This is a genomic window from Bacillus niameyensis, assembly GCF_001375535.1.
In the GTDB taxonomy this organism is placed as follows: Bacteria; Bacillota; Bacilli; order Bacillales; family Bacillaceae_C; genus Lederbergia; species Lederbergia niameyensis.
The window spans coordinates 2,491,591-2,511,597 of record NZ_LN831197.1 but is presented as its reverse complement, the minus strand read 5'-3'; the positions used below and the strand labels follow the sequence as shown (position 1 = coordinate 2,511,597).

Annotated in this window: 18 protein-coding genes; 7 read left to right on the top strand and 11 right to left on the bottom strand. The window is 39.3% G+C overall.

Annotated elements, in window-relative coordinates; translation table 11 throughout:
- Window positions 1-57 precede the first annotated feature (57 nt).
- The 4 genes from BN1243_RS11795 to BN1243_RS11780 form a co-directional block, all read right to left on the bottom strand.
- Window positions 58-810: a 5-oxoprolinase subunit PxpA gene (locus tag BN1243_RS11795; RefSeq protein ID WP_062107044.1), complete on the bottom strand. Its 753-nt coding sequence runs from the start codon at window positions 808-810 to the stop codon at window positions 58-60.
- Between the two features lie 15 nt (window positions 811-825).
- Window positions 826-1,779 (bottom strand): 5-oxoprolinase subunit C family protein, encoded by a 954-nt coding sequence (locus BN1243_RS11790; RefSeq protein WP_062107041.1) that lies wholly within the window; start codon window positions 1,777-1,779, stop codon window positions 826-828.
- A complete protein-coding gene (gene pxpB, locus BN1243_RS11785; protein ID WP_062107039.1) occupies window positions 1,764-2,471 on the bottom strand; it encodes a 5-oxoprolinase subunit PxpB in 708 nt (235 codons plus the stop codon). The genes BN1243_RS11790 and pxpB overlap by 16 nt, the downstream gene beginning before the upstream one ends.
- Before the next feature lie 93 nt (window positions 2,472-2,564).
- Window positions 2,565-3,413, bottom strand: a complete 849-nt coding sequence (locus BN1243_RS11780) for an undecaprenyl-diphosphate phosphatase (protein ID WP_062107037.1) — start codon at window positions 3,411-3,413, stop codon at window positions 2,565-2,567.
- A gap of 294 nt (window positions 3,414-3,707) precedes the next feature.
- Between BN1243_RS11780 and BN1243_RS11775 the strand changes: the two genes are divergently transcribed.
- Window positions 3,708-5,054, top strand: coding sequence for a hemolysin family protein (locus tag BN1243_RS11775; protein WP_062107035.1), 1,347 nt, complete (start codon window positions 3,708-3,710; stop codon window positions 5,052-5,054).
- A 232-nt stretch (window positions 5,055-5,286) separates the two neighbouring features.
- Here the strand turns inward: BN1243_RS11775 and BN1243_RS11770 are convergent, their stop codons facing one another.
- The 6 genes from BN1243_RS11770 to BN1243_RS11745 form a co-directional block, all read right to left on the bottom strand.
- Window positions 5,287-6,519, bottom strand: coding sequence for a Ger(x)C family spore germination protein (locus BN1243_RS11770; protein ID WP_062107033.1), 1,233 nt, complete (start codon window positions 6,517-6,519; stop codon window positions 5,287-5,289).
- Window positions 6,506-7,603: a GerAB/ArcD/ProY family transporter gene (locus BN1243_RS11765; protein ID WP_062107031.1), complete on the bottom strand. Its 1,098-nt coding sequence runs from the start codon at window positions 7,601-7,603 to the stop codon at window positions 6,506-6,508. The genes BN1243_RS11770 and BN1243_RS11765 overlap by 14 nt, the downstream gene beginning before the upstream one ends.
- Window positions 7,600-9,153, bottom strand: a complete 1,554-nt coding sequence (locus BN1243_RS11760; RefSeq protein ID WP_062107029.1) for a spore germination protein — start codon at window positions 9,151-9,153, stop codon at window positions 7,600-7,602. Before BN1243_RS11760 ends, BN1243_RS11765 begins: the two co-directional genes overlap by 4 nt.
- A 114-nt stretch (window positions 9,154-9,267) precedes the next feature.
- Window positions 9,268-10,809 carry a glycine betaine uptake BCCT transporter gene (locus BN1243_RS11755; protein ID WP_062107027.1) on the bottom strand — a complete coding sequence of 514 codons (1,542 nt, stop codon included), beginning with the start codon at window positions 10,807-10,809 and terminating at the stop codon, window positions 9,268-9,270.
- A gap of 107 nt (window positions 10,810-10,916) precedes the next feature.
- A complete protein-coding gene (locus tag BN1243_RS11750) occupies window positions 10,917-11,525 on the bottom strand; it encodes a nucleotidyltransferase family protein (protein ID WP_062107025.1) in 609 nt (202 codons plus the stop codon).
- Entirely contained in the window at window positions 11,522-12,508 is a 987-nt protein-coding gene (locus tag BN1243_RS11745) for an XdhC family protein (protein ID WP_062107023.1), read from the bottom strand. The genes BN1243_RS11750 and BN1243_RS11745 overlap by 4 nt, the downstream gene beginning before the upstream one ends.
- A gap of 124 nt (window positions 12,509-12,632) precedes the next feature.
- Between BN1243_RS11745 and BN1243_RS11740 the strand changes: the two genes are divergently transcribed.
- The 3 genes from BN1243_RS11740 to BN1243_RS11730 are packed head-to-tail and all read left to right on the top strand — an operon-like array spanning window position 12,633 to window position 16,292.
- Window positions 12,633-14,987 (top strand): xanthine dehydrogenase family protein molybdopterin-binding subunit, encoded by a 2,355-nt coding sequence (locus tag BN1243_RS11740; RefSeq protein WP_062107021.1) that lies wholly within the window; start codon window positions 12,633-12,635, stop codon window positions 14,985-14,987.
- Complete coding sequence (locus tag BN1243_RS11735) at window positions 14,974-15,807, top strand: FAD binding domain-containing protein (RefSeq protein ID WP_062107018.1); 834 nt, start codon at window positions 14,974-14,976, stop codon at window positions 15,805-15,807. The genes BN1243_RS11740 and BN1243_RS11735 overlap by 14 nt, the downstream gene beginning before the upstream one ends.
- Window positions 15,804-16,292, top strand: coding sequence for a (2Fe-2S)-binding protein (locus tag BN1243_RS11730; protein WP_230200183.1), 489 nt, complete (start codon window positions 15,804-15,806; stop codon window positions 16,290-16,292). The genes BN1243_RS11735 and BN1243_RS11730 overlap by 4 nt, the downstream gene beginning before the upstream one ends.
- A 38-nt stretch (window positions 16,293-16,330) precedes the next feature.
- Here BN1243_RS11730 and BN1243_RS11725 read toward each other — a convergent pair whose 3' ends face one another.
- Window positions 16,331-16,705: a hypothetical protein gene (locus tag BN1243_RS11725; RefSeq protein WP_062107016.1), complete on the bottom strand. Its 375-nt coding sequence runs from the start codon at window positions 16,703-16,705 to the stop codon at window positions 16,331-16,333.
- Between the two features lie 186 nt (window positions 16,706-16,891).
- On the opposite strand from BN1243_RS11725, the gene BN1243_RS11720 reads away from it, so the two are divergent.
- The 3 genes from BN1243_RS11720 (at window position 16,892) to BN1243_RS11710 (ending at window position 20,004) form a co-directional block, all read left to right on the top strand.
- Window positions 16,892-17,773: a YIEGIA family protein gene (locus BN1243_RS11720; protein WP_062107014.1), complete on the top strand. Its 882-nt coding sequence runs from the start codon at window positions 16,892-16,894 to the stop codon at window positions 17,771-17,773.
- Window positions 17,774-17,796: 23 nt separating this feature from the next.
- On the top strand, window positions 17,797-17,991 hold the full coding sequence (locus BN1243_RS11715) for a capping complex subunit for YIEGIA (protein ID WP_062107012.1): 195 nt from the start codon (window positions 17,797-17,799) through the stop codon (window positions 17,989-17,991).
- Window positions 17,992-18,348: 357 nt separating this feature from the next.
- The gene (locus BN1243_RS11710; protein WP_062107011.1) at window positions 18,349-20,004 is read left to right on the top strand and encodes a glycerol-3-phosphate dehydrogenase/oxidase; all 1,656 of its coding nucleotides are present in this window, start codon (window positions 18,349-18,351) and stop codon (window positions 20,002-20,004) included.
- Window positions 20,005-20,007: the final 3 nt, after the last annotated feature.

The following is a 20,007-nucleotide window of genomic DNA, read 5'->3' as shown; positions in this document are numbered from 1 at the left end:
TAACACCCGTTCTAACGCGAACAAACTTATCAGAGCTAGTCCTAGCACGAAAATATCTTACGCCCGAATCGAAATCCCCTCCGCCGAAAATACTTCATTCAATCTTTTAACGAACTCAAGTGCTGACGTCCCATCTCCATGAACACAGATCGTATCTGCTTTGACAAGGACATCGTCGCCTTGAAGAGAATGTACTTTTTGTTCTTTTACCATACATAAGGCTTGGGAAATGGCTTGATCTGCGTCTTTGATTAACGCGTTCGGTTCTGATCGAGGTGTGAGAGTGCCATCACTTTGATAAGTACGATCAGTAAAGACCTCGCTCGTTGTCTGAAGCCCAAGCTTTTCGCCAGCACGGATTAATGCACTTCCAGACAACCCGAATAAACGTAACTCCGGGTTAAAACGGTATACAGCTTCCGCGATGGCATCGGCAATTCCAATATCAACGGCTGCCATATTGTAAAGAGCCCCATGAGGTTTTACATGGTTCAAGGTTCCGCCATTTGCTAATATAAAAGCATTTAACGCACCAATCTGGTAAAGAACAATCTCATAGGCCTCTTGAGGAGAGATCGCCATCTTTCTTCGACCAAAGCCTTGCAAATCCGGCAATCCGGGATGGGCTCCAATGGCAACACTGTTTTCAAGGGCAAGCAAGACAGTCTTGTTCATCGTTGAAAAGTCACCTGCATGAAAACCGCAGGCAATGTTCGCCGAGGAAATATAAGGCATAATTTTTTCATCTAAACCTGCCGTATAGGAACCGAATCCTTCGCCAATGTCACAATTTAAATCAATTTTCCGCATTTAAAAACCTCCCTACTAAAAATCGTTCCATTTCAGGTGACAAGCCGCTTTTAATTGAGCGAGTTCCTGTTGTTGTTTAAAATAGATACTTTGCGCTTTATGAAGTGAGATTTCCACAAAATGAATTTCCTCACCTGGCCGCAATTGACTTAAGGCCGACAAGTCAGGAGTAATAACTTCGCCGATTTTCGGGTACCCGCCAGTAGGCTGGCGATCGGCCATTAAAATAATCGGTTGACCATCCCCAGGTATCTGGATCGACCCAAAAGTAGTTGCTTCTGTGATGAGTTCTTTAGGATGCTCCCTTATGACAGGGGGGCCTGTTAAGCGGAAACCCATTCGATCTGATTGGGAGCTAATCGTAAAAGTTGATGAATGAAAAAGTTGCTGAGACTTTGGAGAGAACCAATCATATTGCCTTCCTCTTACAAAACGGATGAAGGATGGCTTTTTCCTATTAAACTGAAAAGGTAACTTCCAAGTAGCATCGCCGAGAAATAAGCTATTCTTAATCGGTAAAACATCATCCTGTTGCAGAGCCCTTCCTTGGAAACCTCCGAAACCTGCTTTTAAATTTGTACTCTTGCTTCCTAATACACTTTGAATATCGAATCCATCTTTTACTCCTAAATAAGTCCTCATTCCTTTTCTAGCAAACTCGAACTTTAACACATCCTTGACCTGAACTTGGATGGGCTTCCCTATTTCTATCAATCTTCCATTTAATTTTGGTTGCATATCTGCTCCATAAAGAGCTATTATCGCGTTTTTATAAAATTGCAAAGTGGGGCCATGAAGAGTCATTTCCAAGACAGCTTCATCCTCTTTGTTACCAAGCACGATATTTACAAGCCTGGCAGCATACTGATCCATCGCGCCCCCAGCGGAAATTCCGAATGATTGCCAGCCTTTCCTGCCAAGATCTTGCAAGGTTGTAAGTGTCCCGCCTTTAATTATCCGGATTGCCATGCCGGTCCCTCCCAATTTTGAAACTCATCCTTACTGATCGGTATAAAGCGAATTTGTTCGCCTGGTAAAAGAAAGGTTGGTGACTCCTTACTAATATTAAATAGTTGCAGGGGGGTTCTTCCGATGATTTGCCAACCACCTGGTGAATCGAGTGGATAAATCCCAGTTTGTCCACCAGCGATTCCGACAGAACCAGCAGGAACATGTAACCGTGGAGAAGAGCGTCTGGACGTTGCAATGCGAGAATCCATGCCTCCTAGAAAAGGAAAGCCTGGTGAAAACCCTAAGAAATAAATATGATAGGTTGCTTGGCTATGAAGATTTACGACTTCATCAATAGAAATATGATGATGATTTGCTACAAATTCAAGATCTGGGGCAAAGGGTTCCTCATAACAGACAGGAATTTCCTTCACCTTTTTTTGTATCACTGATGTTTGAATGGATAGAGAAATAGCTTGAATGGATTTCTTGATTTTCTCATATGGAAAATTAGAACCAACGATTATCGGATCATAAAAAATAGTTAAAGTTGTGTAGGCAGGAAGCGCTTCAATAAATCCAGGGATTGTCGCTGCTTCAATCGCGGCTTTACAGTTCAGAATTTCCAGATTTCGTTCAACGCTTACTGTTTCGCCAAAATCGATGACAATTGCATCTAGTCCAAGTGGAGAAAATGTTACCTTTTCCATAAAAATCCACACCTCTAGAATATGTATACCTTTACTATAACAGATGTATAAAAAAATGGATCTCGTATAAGTCTGAGATCCACTTCATAATTTTTACATTACTGAAAAATAAACAATACCTAAAACAATGGCTAGTACAATTCGATAAATCGCGAACGGTAGCAATTTAATTCTGCTGATGAGTGCTAAGAAAAAGCGGATCGAAATCCAGGCAAAGACAAAGGCACTCGCAAAGCCAACGACGAAAAATGGAATGACGTCGGTCGTAAGGACGTCTAATTTTTTGATTAAAGAAACGGCACTAGCGCCAAACATAATCGGAACAGCCATGATGAATGTGAAATCTGCTGCTGCACGGTGTTTAAGTCCCATTAAAACACCACCAGAGATCGTTGCGCCCGATCTGGAAAAGCCAGGCCATAGGGCGATACATTGGAATAATCCGATTAAGAGTGCTTGCTTATATGTAATTTCATCTAAAGATGCACCGTCAGAAGGGCTTTGTTTCGCTTTTTTGTCAGCGATGATCATCAAAATTGCCCCTGCAATCAATGCGACTAATACCCATTCAATTCTAAATAAATGCTTGTCAATAAAATCTTCGAAGGCAAAACCTAATATAGCTGCAGGTATAAGACCGACAATGACGTGTGATAATTTCAATCTAGAATCGGAAGGGATTTCTTCCTTTGCATTGCCGATATTAATGCCGACCAAACTCCAAAGGCGCGACCAAAAAACAATGACGACCGCCATAATGGAACCTAGTTGAATGACGACTTTAAACGTATTGGCTACTTCTGGAGAACCAAGAATTTCCTGTGACTTTAACAACATATCATCGACAATGATCATATGTCCCGTAGAGGAAACAGGTGCAAATTCAGTAAGTCCTTCTACAAGACCTAAAATTAAAGCGACTATTATATCCCAAACATTCATTTTCATACCTCACTTTCAAAGCCTTATTGTACATTTTTCTATGTGAAAAGGAAAGGGGGATTATGCCAATCCTTTATCCTTTTATATATACGAATAATATGTTAGTAATCCCTACAGATTACATAAAAAATCATAAAAGTGCTTCAATAGGAATAATTTCACAATAGTAAAATAATATGTTTTTATAATATGAAAATAGAATTTCGTGTGGTATAATAATCACAATTCTTGTCTGAAAAGACATATTTTTAATTTCACAGGAGGTGTACCACCTTTCTATGAAAGGTGAACCATTTGGACATAGTCAGTTTAATATTTATTGCAGTATTGATTGCTTTAACCGCATTTTTCGTAGCGACGGAATTTGCCATTGTTAAGATTAGAAGCTCACGTATTGACCAGCTTGTAGAGGAAGGAAAACCTGGTGCAAAGGCTGCAAGGCATGTAATAACGCATATGGATGAGTATTTATCTGCGTGCCAGTTAGGAATTACAGTGACTGCTCTTGGAATCGGTTGGTTAGGTGAACCAGCTATTAAAAGTATGCTTGATCCATTGTTGGGGAAAGTAGAAATTAGTGATTCTGTGTCACACGTTATTTCCATCACTATCTCCTTTTTGTTTATTACCTTTTTACACGTCGTGATAGGGGAGTTGGCTCCAAAAACTATTGCTATTCAAAAATCCGAAGCTGTTACATTAGCATTCTCGAAACCATTAATTTGGTTTTATCGGTTGTTGTTCCCGTTTATTTGGGCATTGAATGGTTCTGCACGATTAATGGTAAAAATGGTAGGATTGAAGCCTGTCAAAGAGCATGAAGTTTCCCACACGGAAGAAGAGTTGCGAATTATTTTATCCGACAGCTACAAAAGTGGTGAAATCAATCAATCGGAATTGACGTATGTCAATAATGTTTTTAAGTTTGATGAGCGGATTGCGAAAGAAATTATGGTTCCGCGAACTGAAATGATCTCTTTGTCATCAGAGGATGGATTTCAGGATTGGTTGAATGTTATTAAAGAAGAAAAACTTACGCGTTATCCTGTATATGAAGGCGATAAGGATAATATTATTGGTTTAATTAATATAAAAGATATTTTGTTAGCACAAGTAAAGAGCGGCGATTTTGATTATACAAGTATCAAAATTACTGATTTTCTGAAACCGGTTATACACGTGATTGATACGATACCAATAAGTGATCTTCTATTGAAAATGCAAACAGAGCGCACCCATATGGCTGTATTATTAGATGAATACGGAGGAACTTCGGGTCTCGTAACAGTAGAAGATATAATCGAGGAAATCGTTGGTGAAATTCGCGATGAATTTGATACAGATGAAATTGAAGAAATTACGAAAATAGATGAAGAAAATTATTCCTTCAGTGCGAAAGTATTAATAAATGAAGTGAATGATTTACTAGGTACGAATCTTTCTGATGAAGAAGTTGATACTCTTGGTGGATGGATCTTATCACAAAACTTCGATATTCAAGAAGGGGAGAGTATCTCCGCCGATGGTTTTAAATTTACAGTTAAAGAAATAGATGGCCACCAAATTCAGTATGTTGAAGCGCACAAAGAAGTCGACACAGAAGAACAGCTTCAACAACTTGAGATGAAAGAGGCTCAATAACATAAAACGCACCATCGTGGTTTAATGGACGATGGTGCGTTTATTTTTTATTCAACCGAAAGCGATAGTCACTTTATATAGTAAAGTATCGATAAAACGGGAAAACATGCGGCCATAACTGCGATGATGACACTTGCAAATTTCTTTTTATCCTTCCAAACTGCACGTGCGAAGTTAAATGTAAAGTAGGTCAAATATAGTGAGATCGCGATTAGCAAGTAACTCAATCAGATCAGTCCACCTTATGTTTATTGATTTTTGGAGGTTCTATCATTTCCCCGAAGCTTTCAATTTCCATATCAAAATCAATTTGGACATCTGCGTTTAAATATTTTTTCTCCCAGGCAAAATCTTCGAATTCTTGTATTGTCCAAAATTCTCTCCGTGCGGCTAAATACCACAAGAATGGTTCGCCCTTAAATTCTTCTTGCGTTTTTTTTACAAGCTTCATCGCATTTTCTTCCATCCTTTTTTTAATCGATTCTTTAAGTAGCTCTTGGTTCTTTTTATTCGCTGTATAATTATTAAGGCTTGGATTTGAAAATACTTGTAAATTGACCGGGACTGAAACTTTGATTTCAACCGGGTCCTTTTTCGCATTCACCTTAACTTTAGCATCTTCATTTCGAATGATCCTGACTGTTACATGACTGTTATCATCAAGTGGATCAGGAAAAGTGTCTGTCTGTATATAAGTAACAGCTTTGGGTCTTAGGAATAAGGCAATTCTTGTTTCTCTTCCAGATAAGGTCCCAATCATCTTCCCATTTTTAAAAACGGCAGATCCAACCATCTGTACGGGATCTCCGCCCTTTTGGGGAACTTCTCCCACCTGATAACCTACATTAGGGTGTGGCCCATGTTCGTTTTTCTCGGTGGTAGCTAATACAGATAAAAATAATTCATCAGATATTCTCAGAAAGTAACGATTGATATCGGCTTGAGGAGAATAGGCTGTTTCGATCCATCTCCTTACCATGAAACTATAATATTTATGTGGTCGTGTTTCCAATTTTGGTTTATTTTTATCAATAAATTTTCTAGCTTTTTCTTTACTAACAATTAAATTTACATCACGCCGAATTTCGGGATCCACGATTGCCGAACCAAGAATATGGGGAAACAATTCCGTTTTAGCCAATTCCTCCTCTATGATCATCGTTCGTAAATGATCGAAATTCATTTCCCTTGATACAATTGTATTTGCTAATTCTTTTGCATCCAAAACATCAGAGGCAGTGATGGTAACAATATCACTTGGAGGTTCATTTTGGACGTCAGCTTCTTGAGAAGTAGCTCTTTGCGGATTGGCAATTTGAAAAGTAACATCAATTAAATTATCTTCGCTTTTATCGAGTCCGAGAACAACAACATAGGCACGCTCCTCGATTTCCTCTTGATCCCAACAGCCAGAAAGAATAAAAAGAGGGAAGATACAATAAAAGACGAACTTAAGAGTTTTCACGACTACCACGCTCCTTCAACCAATCCACCAACCAAATTAAGATGGGTATGAAAACAACTAAGCTAGATTCAAGTGTTAGAAGGAATTCGCGAAATGAGCCGCTTTGATAAGCATTCTCGGGTAATAGGCCAAAAAAGAAGGCAAAACCTGAAAGTGGTAAAATAAGCGGTTCAAATTCCTTTAATTGCAAAACACCTGCGAGCAGATAAGCAGATAAATATAAATAAATCGAAAAATGAATGATTGAGCCAAGTAACCAAAGTGCTAAGAAAATTGCTTCCATATGGGTGAAAACTTGACCAACTGAGGCAATTCTCTGTAGCTGTTGATGGAGATATGCTAAATTTTCAACAGAAGGCATATCAAATACTACGACATAGAATATAAGATACACTGTCATTGTTACACAAGTTACCGTGATCCCTATTAGGGATGCTGTACGAAATTCTTTGTAAGAGCGAATGAAAGAAAAGAAAGAGGCGAGTATTAGGACTTCTCCAAAAATGGAAGTATGTGTAAGACTCTCTTTCAAAATTATTTTAAGTCCAGGTCCTCCAATTGGGAATAGATGCTCCCAAAATAAGCGATCATACGTTAACACGAGAAGGAGAACGGCCGCAAACCCAATAGCAGGCAAAAGAAACCAAGCAGTGCGTCCAATTGTTTCTAAACCGCGATTAGCAATGAGAAAACTCGCTGCTAATAGTAAAAATAAAACAACAGGAACAGGAGTATTCGGATAAAACATTGTATCGACAATATCCGCATAACTTCGACCATTGATTACGGTACCTAAAAACATGTATAGAAAGAAACAAAGTATGATAATACCTCCGATGTATTTCCCAGTGACATGATTCACGAGCTCTACAAGGCCAACTTGGTGTTTCTTTATTAAAGATAAAATTAGTAATAGACATGCACATACTATTACGAAAGAGAATAATGGGATCATCCAAGCTGCATTTTTCCCTGCTTTAAACAAAAAACTTGGTGTAGTATCTGTATACTTTGTTCCAATCGTAAGAAATATTATAGATGCATACTCCCGCATTCCTATTTTTCCATCGGAAATTTTAATCATTTGCGTCTGTCCCCTTTTGGCTGTTCAGCCCGCGCTTTATCCTCTGGAGAAGTAGAAAAAGGGCGTAACCACTGTCTCCAAAAAACTGGACGTGAATACAAATCTTTTGATGATGGAAGATGGGGTGAATATGGTGCAAAGAATGGGACACCAAAGGATTTGACTGATAAAAGATAGGCGATTATGAAAGTGGTGCATAAGGCAAGTCCGAAAAAGCCCATAAAGTTAGCGGCTAAAATAAAAATAAAGCTAATTAATCTGACTGCCACATTTAAACTTACATCTGGAATCGCAAAAGAGGCTAGGCCTGTAATCGCTACAATGACAACTAGAATAGGACTGACTAAATTCGCTTGAACAGCCGCTTGGCCAAGAATAAGGGCACCAACAATTCCGATTGTAGGGCCAATTTGCGTCGGAATACGAGTCCCTGCTTCTCGTAAAATTTCAAATGTAATTTGCATAAATAACAATTCAACGATTACAGGAACAGGAACCCTTTCTCTCGTTCCAGCAATAGCCAACATTAAGTCTGTAGGAAGCATTTCTGGGTGATAGGAACTGATTGCAATATAAAGAGCTGGTATGAACAAAGCGAGCAAGAGAGAGATTAAACGAATATGACGAGTTAAGTTTCCGTATGCCCAACGGAAATATTGATCCTCTGCTGTCTGAAATAAAGACCAAAATGTAATAGGAGCTATGAGAGCAAGGGGGGATCCTTCCAATAATAGGACAACATGGCCTTCCTGTAAGAAAAAGCAAGCACGATCTGGGCGCTCTGTTGTCATCGTCGACGGAATTAAAGAGTATGGTCTTTCCTCAATACATTGTTCTAAAAGCGTAAGTTCAAGAATGCCGTCTCGCTCGATATCAGACAGACGTTTTTTCATAGCTTCAATTAAATCCTTATCAGCAATTCCTTCTAAATACATGACAGAGACTTGTTGTGGTGTTCGCTCCCCGACCGTAATGAGTTCACAGATTAATTGAGGATCTTTAATATACTTCCGGATTAGGGAACGATTAACTGCCGCTGATTCGTTAAAGGCAACTTTTGGCCCTTTAATAACGGGCTCAGTCGTAGGATCAGACAAAGAGCGATTTTCGAATCCAGCCGTATCAACTGATACTGCTTGTTCTTCCTTATCGATCAAAATGATTGTATTCCCGTTGATCATATCTTTTATAGCATCTTCAAAAGAGTTAATTGTCTTTGCATTCGAGGTAGTTAAAATACTATTTACAACCTCCGAAGTAAAATTATCATTTGGAATAGGAGGCTTGGACTCATGTAACAGTGGTGTGATAATATGTTCATCAATCATATTCGTATCTACTGTACCTTCGATATATAAAACAGTTGCCTTTTTATGATCTAAAGAAGGAAGTTGCAGTTCACGAATAATTAATGCGCTATTTCTTGGATATTGAAAAGCTAGCTTCAATCGGTAAACATTGTAAATGATATCGGCTTTCAAGTATTCCGGTTGTTGCTTTTTTGGCTCTGGCATAGAATCTTTTGAGTTCCTCTTTTTAAAGAAGTCCATATGGAAAAACCTCCAAAAAACGGATTCTAGGTTAGTATTGGCGGTCGTAACAGAAATATTCGTTTGAAGTAAGGCAATGGGTAGGGACTACTAAAAAAAACGGAATCTAAAAGATTAGATTTCCGTTTTTTTATGATGGTGCTTTGTTTTTGGCTCTCTTGGCCGATGCCCCAAACCTAGTTCCTTTTTATCCCGAGCCAATGCTTTATATAACGATAACATCATTAAAATCATAATAAACGAAAAAGGGAAGGCTGCAATAATTAATGCGTTTTGTAATGCTTGCAAACCACCGCTATACAAAAGAATAGCTGCTATCGCTGCTAGCATTACTCCCCATGTAAGTTTCACCTTATTATCTGGATTTAAGGAACCGTATGTTGTTTGCATTCCGAGCACAAAAGTCGCAGAATCAGCGGATGTGATAAAAAAGATTCCGATTAAAATAATGGAAAGAATGGATGTAATCCATGATAAAGGTAATTCACTAAGTACAGCAAACAAAATTTCTTCCGTTGCAAACTGAGTGAGGTCAATATTTCCGATATGCTGAACATTAATGGCTGTTGATCCAAAAACAGCAAACCAGATAAAGCTGACAATTGTTGGCGCGAGTAAGACACCGATGATAAATTCTCGAATCGTTCTTCCACGTGATATTCTCGCTATAAAGATTCCAACAAAAGGTGACCAGGAGATCCACCATGCCCAATAAAAAATCGTCCAATCGTTAATCCAATCTCGGTGCTCAGATTTTAAAGGGGCAATTCTAAAACTCATTTGAATGATATTTTGAAAGTAAGTACCTAACGTATCTGTAAATAAATTTAAAGTAAATAAACTTGGGCCAACAATAAATACAACGATCATTAAGAGAGCTGCTAAAATCATATTTGTATTACTTAAGTATTTTATACCTTTACTTAGACCAGACCAAGCAGACATGATGAATAATATTGTTACAATTACAATGATGATCACTTGGACTGTGAAGTTATTAGGAGTATTGAACAGATAAGCAAGTCCGCCGTTAATTTGAGCTGCACCAAATCCTAATGTTGTTGCAACCCCAATAACTGTTGCGACGACAGCAATAATATCGATTATTGTCCCAAAGCGCCCTTTTGAATACTTTCCTAAAATCGGGCTAAGAGTAGCACTTACTAATCCAGGTTGATCTTTGCGAAAATTAAAGTAGGCAAGGCATAAGGCAACAAGCGCATAAATTGCCCACGCATGAATTCCCCAATGGAAAAAGGTATATCTCATCGATTCTTTAACGGCTGCATCTGTGCCTGGATCGGCTAGTGGAGGTTGCACAGCGTAGTGGTTCAGTGGTTCGGCAGCCCCCCAAAAGACGAGGCCAATTCCCATTCCAGCACTGAAAAGCATGGCAAACCAAGATAGATTTGAATATTCTGGTCTTTCATCTTGCTTTCCGAGTCTAATCGCACCGACAGGGCTAAAAATGAGGAATAAACAAAAAATAACAATAATTGTTACTAAAATTAAATAATACCACCCAAAACTGGTAGTGATGAAACTTTCGATATTGGCGGTAACTCTTTCCAAACTATTTGGTGAGATGACCCCAAAAATGACAGCGACAAATAAAAAAGCTGCCGAGATCCAAAAAACTTTAGATATTTTCTTCATTTGTATTCCATTCCTTTGTGGGATTAAGATAGTTGTCAATATGTACATATTGACAAGTCACATTTTTTAACCATAACAATGATTTAGCCTTTTTTCAAATGAAGGGGTTATGGAACATTACGAAGTACTCTTTGATAATCTGCCTCCTTATCGATATCCAAGAAAGTTTGCTTATTAGGGAAGGCTAAAAATTTCCCTGTATTCGCGTATTCCTTATTCAAAAGGGCTTTTGCACCTTTATCTCCTTTTAATGTCAAAAGAGCAGGAAACATGGGTGAAGAGAATAAGACTGGTGGTGTTACTTGGTCATGGCAAATACTAGCGACAAATAAATAGTGAGGATTCTCTTCCATAGTATTTATTAATTTTCCAATCACTGTATCTGTTATAAACGGTTGATCAGCAAGTAACACCATTACGGAATCTATATTTTCTACTTGTGCGGAGCGAATACCGCACTTTAGCGATTCAGCTTGTCCGAGGTGAGCGGAATGGCAAGGTACAATGGAACATTTAGAATGAGTTTTCAGACTAGAGGAGATCCAATATGGGTCGACACCCGCCCTAGTAACGACAAATACTTTCTCAAGTTTCGACTTTAATGCTGCCCGTAGCCCCTTTTCACCGAGTGTTGTCGACTGAAAGGGAAGAGCTAGTTTATTTTTACCCATTCGTGAGCTATTACCTGCTGCTAAATAAATACCAGCTGTCTTCATGTTAATTTCCCCCGTCGAGCAGCGATTAATTCCCCCATTATGCTAATAGCAATTTCCTTTGGCCCTTCTGCCCCAATCCCTAGGCCAATCGGCGAATGAAGCCAGTTCGGGATTGAACTGTTTAATAAGCGTTCCGTTCTTTTTCTAGAACCTAATATGCCAACGTATAATAATGTTTTCTCTTGCAATATTTGTAATACCCGACGATCCCGCTGGAAATCATGGGTCATAATAATAACGGAATCAAAAGAGCTAAGGGGAATCGTTTCTATCAGTTCATCAGGTTCACCAACTATGAAGAAAGAGGCCTCGGGAAAACGTTCATTGCAACAAAAGGTTGAACGCCAGTCAATCATATGCACAACATAATCAGTATCTGAAGCAAACTGAACGAGCGGTTTCGCGTCCAATCCTGCGCCGATAATATATAAATGGGGTTTTGGCCAGATCAGTTGATAATAATAGCAACCATCATTTTTGTGTAAAAACCCGACTTTATGAGAAAAGGCACAAGATTTGGCTAAAATAGTTGCAAAATAATAGGATGGATCATCTTCTTTATGGTAAAAGGCAAACTTATCATAGTGGGTTAGTGATTGAATGTATAAAACAGGTTTCCCATTTGTTAGATGTAATTGTGCTTCAGCAAGTGCTTTGCGCAATGCTACATCAACATCGCGTAATAAAACTGTGATTTTACCATTGCAACCAGCTCCTTGCCCCCAACCTAAATCATCTTCAGAGCTTAAATCATATTCAAGCTTCCTCATTTTTTGGGTGGAAAAGATTGTTTTCGCATGTTCTGCAACATCTTGTTCAAGACACCCACCACTTAATAAACCAATCGGAGATCGTTCTTTCCGTGAAAGCATCCAAGCTCCTTGTTTTCTGTAGGAGGACCCTTCAACATTTATAATCATAGCTAATGCAGCTGGAGTGTTGTTACTCGTAATTTGATTGATAATCTCATGGATAAATTCCATATCCTTTCCTCCGTATATAATCTTTCTTTACTTTTCCCCATTACCAATATTTCATCCTGATTACATATTTTTCATAGAGCTGGTTACGATACCTTTCATATATAGATCAGGAGGCGGTGTTGAAGTGGAACATCTTCCTTGGTATACAGTAGGAAAAGCAGAACAAAGGATTGATACCGTTGAAAAAGCAGCGGGGACTGTTCGCTATGTAGGTGACTTTTCGACCCCGGGTATGTTACATGCCAAGCTTGTCACAAGTTCTTATGCTCATGCAAAAATCAAAGCGATCAATACGAAGGAAGCTTGGAATGTTCCAGGAGTTCGAGCTATCGTAACCGGGGATTCCTTTCCCTTTCATATTGGTCCGATTTTAGCTGATCGACCACCGCTTGCTTTTGAAAAAGTACGTTATTTTGGGGAACCTATGGCGATTATCGTGGCAGATTTAGAATATCAAGCAAAACAAGCGGCTTTAAAGGTAAAAGTAGAATACGAACCATTGCCTGTCGTAAATTCTGTTAAACAAGCATTTGAAAAAAATGCTCCATTAGTTCACGAGAATTCAGGCCAATATAAGAAAATCATTAGCAATGTCTATCCTAAGCAAGGAACAAATATTGGCAGCCATATAAAGATTCGAAAAGGCGATTTCATAACAGCATGGGAATACTGCGAGGAAAAAATTTCTGCAAATTATTCATTTAATCTGTCAGACCATGCGGCAATCGAAACTAGAAGTGCGCGAGTAGAGATTAATCCAGTTGGAAAAGTTGTTGTCCATTCATGTACCCAATCACCTTTTACAATTAAAAAGGTACTGAATCAATTTTTCAATATAGAAGTCGGTAATGTTATTGTTCATGCTCCAATGGTAGGAGGAGCTTTTGGCGGTAAAGGCACGGTTCAATTGGAGCCGCTCGCCTATTTAGCGTCAAAAGCTGTCGGTGGAAAACTCGTAAAACTCGATTATGAGCGGGAGGAAGATATGATTACAGCTCCCGGACATATTGGTTTTGACGCTACTGTGAAGTTAGGGGCAACGAAAGAGGGCAAACTTGTCTGCGGCCAATATACATATTTAATTGACTCCGGCGCTTATACAGATCAAGCAACAGGGATAACTCGCGCAGCCGCACTTGACTGTACAGGACCTTACCATATTGAACATGTATGGTGCGATTCGTATTGTATGTATACGAATCATCCGTATGGAACTTCCTTTAGAGGCTATGGGCATCCAGAGCTTACTTTTGCTGTTGAACGTACGATCGATCAATTAGCGAAGAAGCTAAAGATCGACCCTATTGAGTTCAGGTTGAAAAATATTATTAAACCTGGTCATACTTCGCCAACCCAAGCGGTATTAACAGCTAGTAATATTGGAGATGCAGAAAAATGCTTGCTACGTGCTAAGGATTTAATTAGTTGGAATGAAGGAGAGCGGATTGAAGAAGGCGGGAAAATTCGCTCAAAAGGATTATCGCTTTTCTGGAAAACATCAACTACAGCAACGAACGCCCAATCTGGAGCGATTTTAACGTTTGAAGCTGACGGTACTGTCAATCTTAACTGTGCAGCGATTGAGCTTGGGCAAGGTACGAAAACAGTGCTCGCCCAAATTTTAGCGGAAAAACTAAAAATAGGCCTTGATAAAATCCATGTCACGATGGAATTGAACACCCAGTATGATCCTCATCAATGGCGAACTGTTGCAAGTAGTTCAACATTCTTGGCTGGGCGGGCGGTTATGAATGCAGCGGATAATGCCATTACCCAATTGAAAAAAACGGCATCGATTGTTTTGCAATGTTCTATAGATGATTTAGAGGTAGGGGGAGGAAGAGTATATTTAATCGAAAACCCAGAATATGGAGTGGAGATTAAGGATATCGCCCTCGGTTATAAATACCCGAATGGTCATGCGATTGAAGGGCAAGTGATTGGTGCTGGAAAGCATATTCAAAGACATCTCACACCAATGGACAAGGAAACGGGATTTGGAAAACCTGGTCCGTGGTGGTCACTTGGGGTGCAGGCAGTCGAAGTGGAGTGGAATCCTAAGGATTATAGTTATCAAGTATTAAAAGCTGTTACAGTATTGGATGGCGGAACGATTATTAATCGAGGGACTGCTATTCAACAAATGCGAGGCGGGATGTATTTGGGACTTAGCTTTGCCAGCAGTGAAGGTTTCATTTTTAATAATGAAGGAATCGTCCAAAATCCACAGCTTCGAACATATCAAATGTTACGTTTTGGAGAGCAACCTCTGAATTATTTAGTTGACTTTATCGAAACGCCATCAAAGGACGGGCCATATGGTGCTCGTGGAATTGGTGAGTATGGGGTAATTGGCATGCCTGCTGCACTTGCAAATAGTCTTTCTTCGGCAACTGGTGTTGACCTAAATAAGTTGCCGCTTATTCCGGAATATATCTGGAGGGTAAAGGAGGGGATTCAGGACGATGATACCTTTTGATTTTGAATATTATCAGCCTGATTCCATCGAGGAAGCACTGGACGTCTTCCAAAAGTCGACGGAAAGTGGAGAGAAGGCATTATTTATCTCAGGTGGAACAGAATTTATTACCTTTGCCAGAATCAATCAGCTACAAGCAGATGCAATCATTGATGTGAAAGGAATCCCTGAATGTCATTCTCTTCTAAAAGATGGGGAGCGGATTAGAATAGGAGCCGCGGTTAGTTTAAATCTAATTACGGATTCTTGTATTTTCCCTTTAATGGGTGAAAAGGTAAGGAGAATTGCAGACCGTACTTCTCGTAACAAAATTACAATTGGTGGGAACGTGAATAGCCAGTTGATTTACCGAGAAGGAGTACTTCCGCTTTTACTTGCGGATGCAAAGGTTAGCATTGCTGGGCATGAACAAAAGATTGCTTCAATCGAAAGTGTTTTTGAACAAAAGTTTCGATTAGAGCCAGGTCAATTTTTAGTCGACTTTCAACTAGATGCATCCTTTACGGAATGTCCTTTTTTCAGTCTGAAAAAAACGAAGCAGTCACGGGTCGGTTATCCGATCGTATCATTAGCCGCTCTCGTTAAAGATGGTTCACTTCGGGTCGCATTAAGCGGTGTGTGTGAATATCCTTTTCGCTCTAAAGAGCTAGAAGCTGTTTTAAATGATTTGACTCTATCTGCTGGTGAAAGAGTAGTAAAAGCAAGTACGCTTCTTCCAGCTCCTATCATAGATGATCTTCAAGCATCGAAAGATTATCGGCATTTTTTATTAAAACAATGTTTGGAAGAAACGATCGAAGCATTGGAGTTGGTCATATGAAGATTGCAAACGGAAAATCCAAAATGGTGCTGCCCCTTCATGTCAATGGAGAAACGAAGGAGGCGGTGATTCGGTCTGCAGACACTTTATTGTACACTTTACGAGAAGGATTCGGTTTGACTGGAGCTAAGCGGGCCTGTTCAAATGGAGATTGCGGGGCTTGTACAGTGCTAATTGATGGGGAACCGAATCACTCATGCTTATACTTAACAATTGAAAATAAAGATAAAATGATTACAACAATTGAAGGTCTGAAAAATTCACTTGTGCAAAAAGCATTTATTGAAAAATGGGCGATTCAATGTGGTTATTGCACGCCTGGTTTCATTTTAAACTGTCAAGCATTGGTCGAAAGCAAACCTAATGCTGACGATTCAACTATTCAGGAATGGCTAGAGTCCAATCTATGTAGATGCACAGGGTATGCTGAAATCGAAGAAGCAGTTAAAGCTGTTTTACAAGAGGTAAGATCAATAGAAAAATAACCGGGCACATGATCGCCCGGTTTTGAAATAGTGGAGATCTACCCTTTTTTAAAGCTTTGATTTCCACTATTTAAAGATTGAATCAATTGAAGAGTTTGGGATGCTTGCTCAATTTGTTGTTGAACTTGTTCTAACTGTTGTTGTTTTGCAGTTGTCGCTTGTTGTGCGGCAAGCCCCTGCATAAGATTTAATTGTTGAGTAGCTTGCTGAAGTTGCTGCTGCGCCTGTTGCATTGCTTGCATATCCACCAATTTGGCATTTTGCTGAATCGTTTGGCTTGCTTGTTGCATGGCTTGCATTGTTTGTTGCTTATAATTCTGAAATTGCTGATCAAGTTGCATTTTATTTTGTTGCAATTCGTGTTGTTTTTGCTCGAAATCAAGAATTTCTCGCGGTTCTAATTCATTTGCCAATGGAAATCCCCCCTAATAATATCCTTCATCTTTATTCTTCTGTTAATTGCAATTTATATTCGATCTTGTTCTGATGGCCATAGGTGTTTCCGTGCAAGGCTAGTTTGACTGTATGTATGATTTACATAAAAGTTCAAATAATGGTGATGCTAACACCATATAATTTTAAAAGGGGTCGGACGATGTATGGGGCATCATTATTTACTTTCGGTCATCATCGGGGTTACCTTTGGATGCATATCGCGATCAATATTGCTACGAACAGATTTTAGACAATACCCTACCTACCCGCAGGGACGGATTATTCATATGTCTCTAGGTTTTGTTGCTGCCTTTATTGGCGCGGTTTCTGTACCAGCTGTATTAGAAAAAAATTGGACCGCGGTTACATTTTTAGGTCTGGCTGCTACCCAATTTCGTGAAGTGCGTAAGATGGAGAGAGACACGCTTGCGAATATTGATGAATTGGAGTTAGTCAAACGTGGAACACCTTTTATCGAAGGAATGGCCCAAGCCTTTGAAAGTAGAAATTATTTAGTGATGTTCACAGCATTAGTGACGACATTGTTTTCTACTTTTTTTATTTGGTCAGGTCCTATTGCTGGAGTAATAATGCTCTTCGTTGTAAAGAAAAATATGTCTGGGAAATTAATATCATCAGTTGCAGATGTAGCTGAAGCTAAAATCCACTTTAAAGGGCCCAATTTATTTGTTGGGGACATACATATTAAAAATGTTGGGCTGGAATCAGATCGAGAAGTAATCTTGGAACGGGGAGTAGGTGCTATTATCACTCCAAAAACGGACAGTGCAGCAGTGACATTATCCTATCTTGGACAAAGGCAGGCTATGCTTCATCATGTAGCCAATATTCTTGGCGTCTATTTAGACTCAGGTGAGCCGGCGATTGTTCCTCTCACTAAAAGAAAGCTGGAGGATGGAAGAATCGGTTTATTTTTAATGCCACAGGAAAGGGAATTTTCTCAAGTAAAGACTGTGTTAGAAAATGTCCCTATATTAGATAGTGCTATTCGATTGCCAAAGGAAGCGGATAAGGGGAAAAAGTAGTGTGGTTAAACGGAGGATGAATTATGGCTGATGAAAAACAAACAGCGATTATTGCCATTGTGACTACGAAGGCAGGGCATATACAAGGGGGAGGATCTCCGGTTTTTATAGTGGATAATAATGAGACTGCTCAAAAAATGGGGAAAAGGCTAGAAAGGATTATGGACTCGAGTGCGCATGAATTAGATGAAAATACGATTATTATTGTTTCACGTTAAAGTAATCCAGTGAAAAGGAATATTTATAATGCGAAAAAGTTTTACTTGTGTTAATATAGAGAAAAGTTCATTTATTGGTTGGAGAATTGGAGAGACCATACGACACTAATGTTTTTTCACTAGTGTTCGTTTTGCGTCTCTTTTTTTTATAATTTGGATCTAGCTCCAGCGACTAGCAAACTTTCAGCTTCTTCCTACGATAAGTCAACAGGACGTTGGTCAGAACGGCGCTTCTTTAGCCGTTCATCCTTATTAAAAAGTTTGTACGTCGCTAACGAGCGCTTACGCTTTTCTTATGTATTTCCAAATAACAAGAGGCGAAAAACATATTTATAGATATGAAGGGGGATACATCTAATGGGAGAGTTTTCAAGTTTAAAGAGGAACGATATTTTAAATAAAATGGAACAGAACGAATTTGACATTCTTATTATTGGCGGAGGGATTACAGGTGCTGGGATTGCTCTAGATGCTACAACTAGAGCAATGAAAGTAGCGTTAGTGGAGATGTGTGATTTCGCATCCGGAACTTCAAGCCGTTCAACGAAACTTGTTCATGGCGGGTTACGTTATTTAAAGCAATTTGAAATAAAGGAAGTAGCAGATCTCGGAAAAGAACGGGCGATTGTGTATGAAAATGGACCACATGTTACAACGCCTGAATGGATGTTGCTCCCATTCCATACAGGTGGGACTTTTGGAAAGTTTACGACATCCATTGGTCTAAAGGTTTACGATTATTTAGCAGGTGTAAAAAAGTCAGAAAGAAGAAAAATGCTGTCAGTGAGTGAAACACTAGAAAGGGTTCCATTTATTAAAAAAACAGGACTAAAGGGAAGCGGCTTTTATGTCGAGTATCGTACGGATGATGCTCGTTTAACGATTGAAGTGATGAAAGCAGCTGTTGAAAAGGGGGCCACTGCCCTTAATTATATGAAGGTGGAAAACTTCTGCTATGACGAACATGGAAATGCAATTGGGGCTGAAGCGACAGATACCTTAACCGGAGAAAGTATTAAAATTCGAGCAAAGAAGATTGTTAACGCGACAGGCCCTTGGGTGGACCAGTTACGTGAAATAGACGGATCAAAGAGTGGCAAGCATTTACGTTTATCCAAAGGTGTTCATATTGTCTTTGATGAATCGGTTTTCCCTTTGCACCAGGCTGTCTATTTCGACACAGCCGATGGAAGGATGGTCTTTGCGATCCCACGATCGGGTAAAACCTATGTGGGGACGACTGATACCTTTTATGATGGGGATCCTGCTGAGATGTATGCGACAAAGGCAGATCGTGATTATATTTTAAAAGCGATTCTTTACATGTTTCCTGAACTGAATGTATCTGAAGCGAATATTGAATCAAGTTGGGCTGGAGTAAGACCTTTGATCCATGAAGAAGGTAAAGCTCCTTCTGAAATTTCAAGAAAAGATGAGATTTGGGAATCTAAGAGTGGCTTGATCACAATTGCAGGCGGCAAACTTACAGGATATCGAAAAATGGCGGAAACAGTTGTAAATTTAGTAGCAAAAAAATTAAGCGATTCGGATAATCATCATTTTGGTAAATCTATTACGAGAAAATTACCCATTTCTGGTGGCGATATCGGCGGTTCGCATAACTTAGAGGCGTTTCTTCAGAACAAGCAAAAATTGGCAGAAAGCGTAGGGTTATCGCAGGAAGAAGGGAGAAGGTTAGCGAAGTTATATGGTACGAATATCGATAAAGTACTCGAGTTGCTACCAGAAGAAAATAGGAGCATTCCACGAGCGGTTTATGCACAATTGTTGTATGGTATTCAACATGAAATGGTAGTGAAACCTGTAGATTTCTTTATTCGCAGAACGGGCGAGCTTCTTTTTGATATAGACGCTGTTGAAATGTGGAAAAGAGATGTTTTAACCTTTATGAGCGAAATTTTCCAATGGACAGAAATAGAGAAGCAGCAACTGGAAGCGGAACTTAATGAGGAATTAGCCCAAGCAGCTGGCCGTGCTGCAGTTACCGTTTGATAT

Bases quoted from the DNA above. Each gene is read 5' to 3' on its own strand.
- BN1243_RS11795 (WP_062107044.1), bottom strand. From the start codon at position 810: ATGCGGAAAATTGATTTAAATTGTGACATTGGCGAAGGATTCGGTTCC.
- BN1243_RS11755 (WP_062107027.1), bottom strand. From the start codon at position 10,809: ATGAAGAAAATATCTAAAGTTTTTTGGATCTCGGCAGCTTTTTTATTT.
- BN1243_RS11720 (WP_062107014.1), top strand. From the start codon at position 16,892: ATGGGGCATCATTATTTACTTTCGGTCATCATCGGGGTTACCTTTGGA.
- BN1243_RS11745 (WP_062107023.1), bottom strand. From the start codon at position 12,508: ATGGAATTTATCCATGAGATTATCAATCAAATTACGAGTAACAACACT.
- BN1243_RS11760 (WP_062107029.1), bottom strand. From the start codon at position 9,153: ATGGACTTCTTTAAAAAGAGGAACTCAAAAGATTCTATGCCAGAGCCA.
- BN1243_RS11730 (WP_230200183.1), top strand. From the start codon at position 15,804: ATGAAGATTGCAAACGGAAAATCCAAAATGGTGCTGCCCCTTCATGTC.
- pxpB (WP_062107039.1), bottom strand. From the start codon at position 2,471: ATGGAAAAGGTAACATTTTCTCCACTTGGACTAGATGCAATTGTCATC.
- BN1243_RS11735 (WP_062107018.1), top strand. From the start codon at position 14,974: ATGATACCTTTTGATTTTGAATATTATCAGCCTGATTCCATCGAGGAA.
- BN1243_RS11710 (WP_062107011.1), top strand. From the start codon at position 18,349: ATGGGAGAGTTTTCAAGTTTAAAGAGGAACGATATTTTAAATAAAATG.
- BN1243_RS11750 (WP_062107025.1), bottom strand. From the start codon at position 11,525: ATGAAGACAGCTGGTATTTATTTAGCAGCAGGTAATAGCTCACGAATG.
- BN1243_RS11715 (WP_062107012.1), top strand. From the start codon at position 17,797: ATGGCTGATGAAAAACAAACAGCGATTATTGCCATTGTGACTACGAAG.
- BN1243_RS11780 (WP_062107037.1), bottom strand. From the start codon at position 3,413: ATGAATGTTTGGGATATAATAGTCGCTTTAATTTTAGGTCTTGTAGAA.
- BN1243_RS11765 (WP_062107031.1), bottom strand. From the start codon at position 7,603: ATGATTAAAATTTCCGATGGAAAAATAGGAATGCGGGAGTATGCATCT.
- BN1243_RS11790 (WP_062107041.1), bottom strand. From the start codon at position 1,779: ATGGCAATCCGGATAATTAAAGGCGGGACACTTACAACCTTGCAAGAT.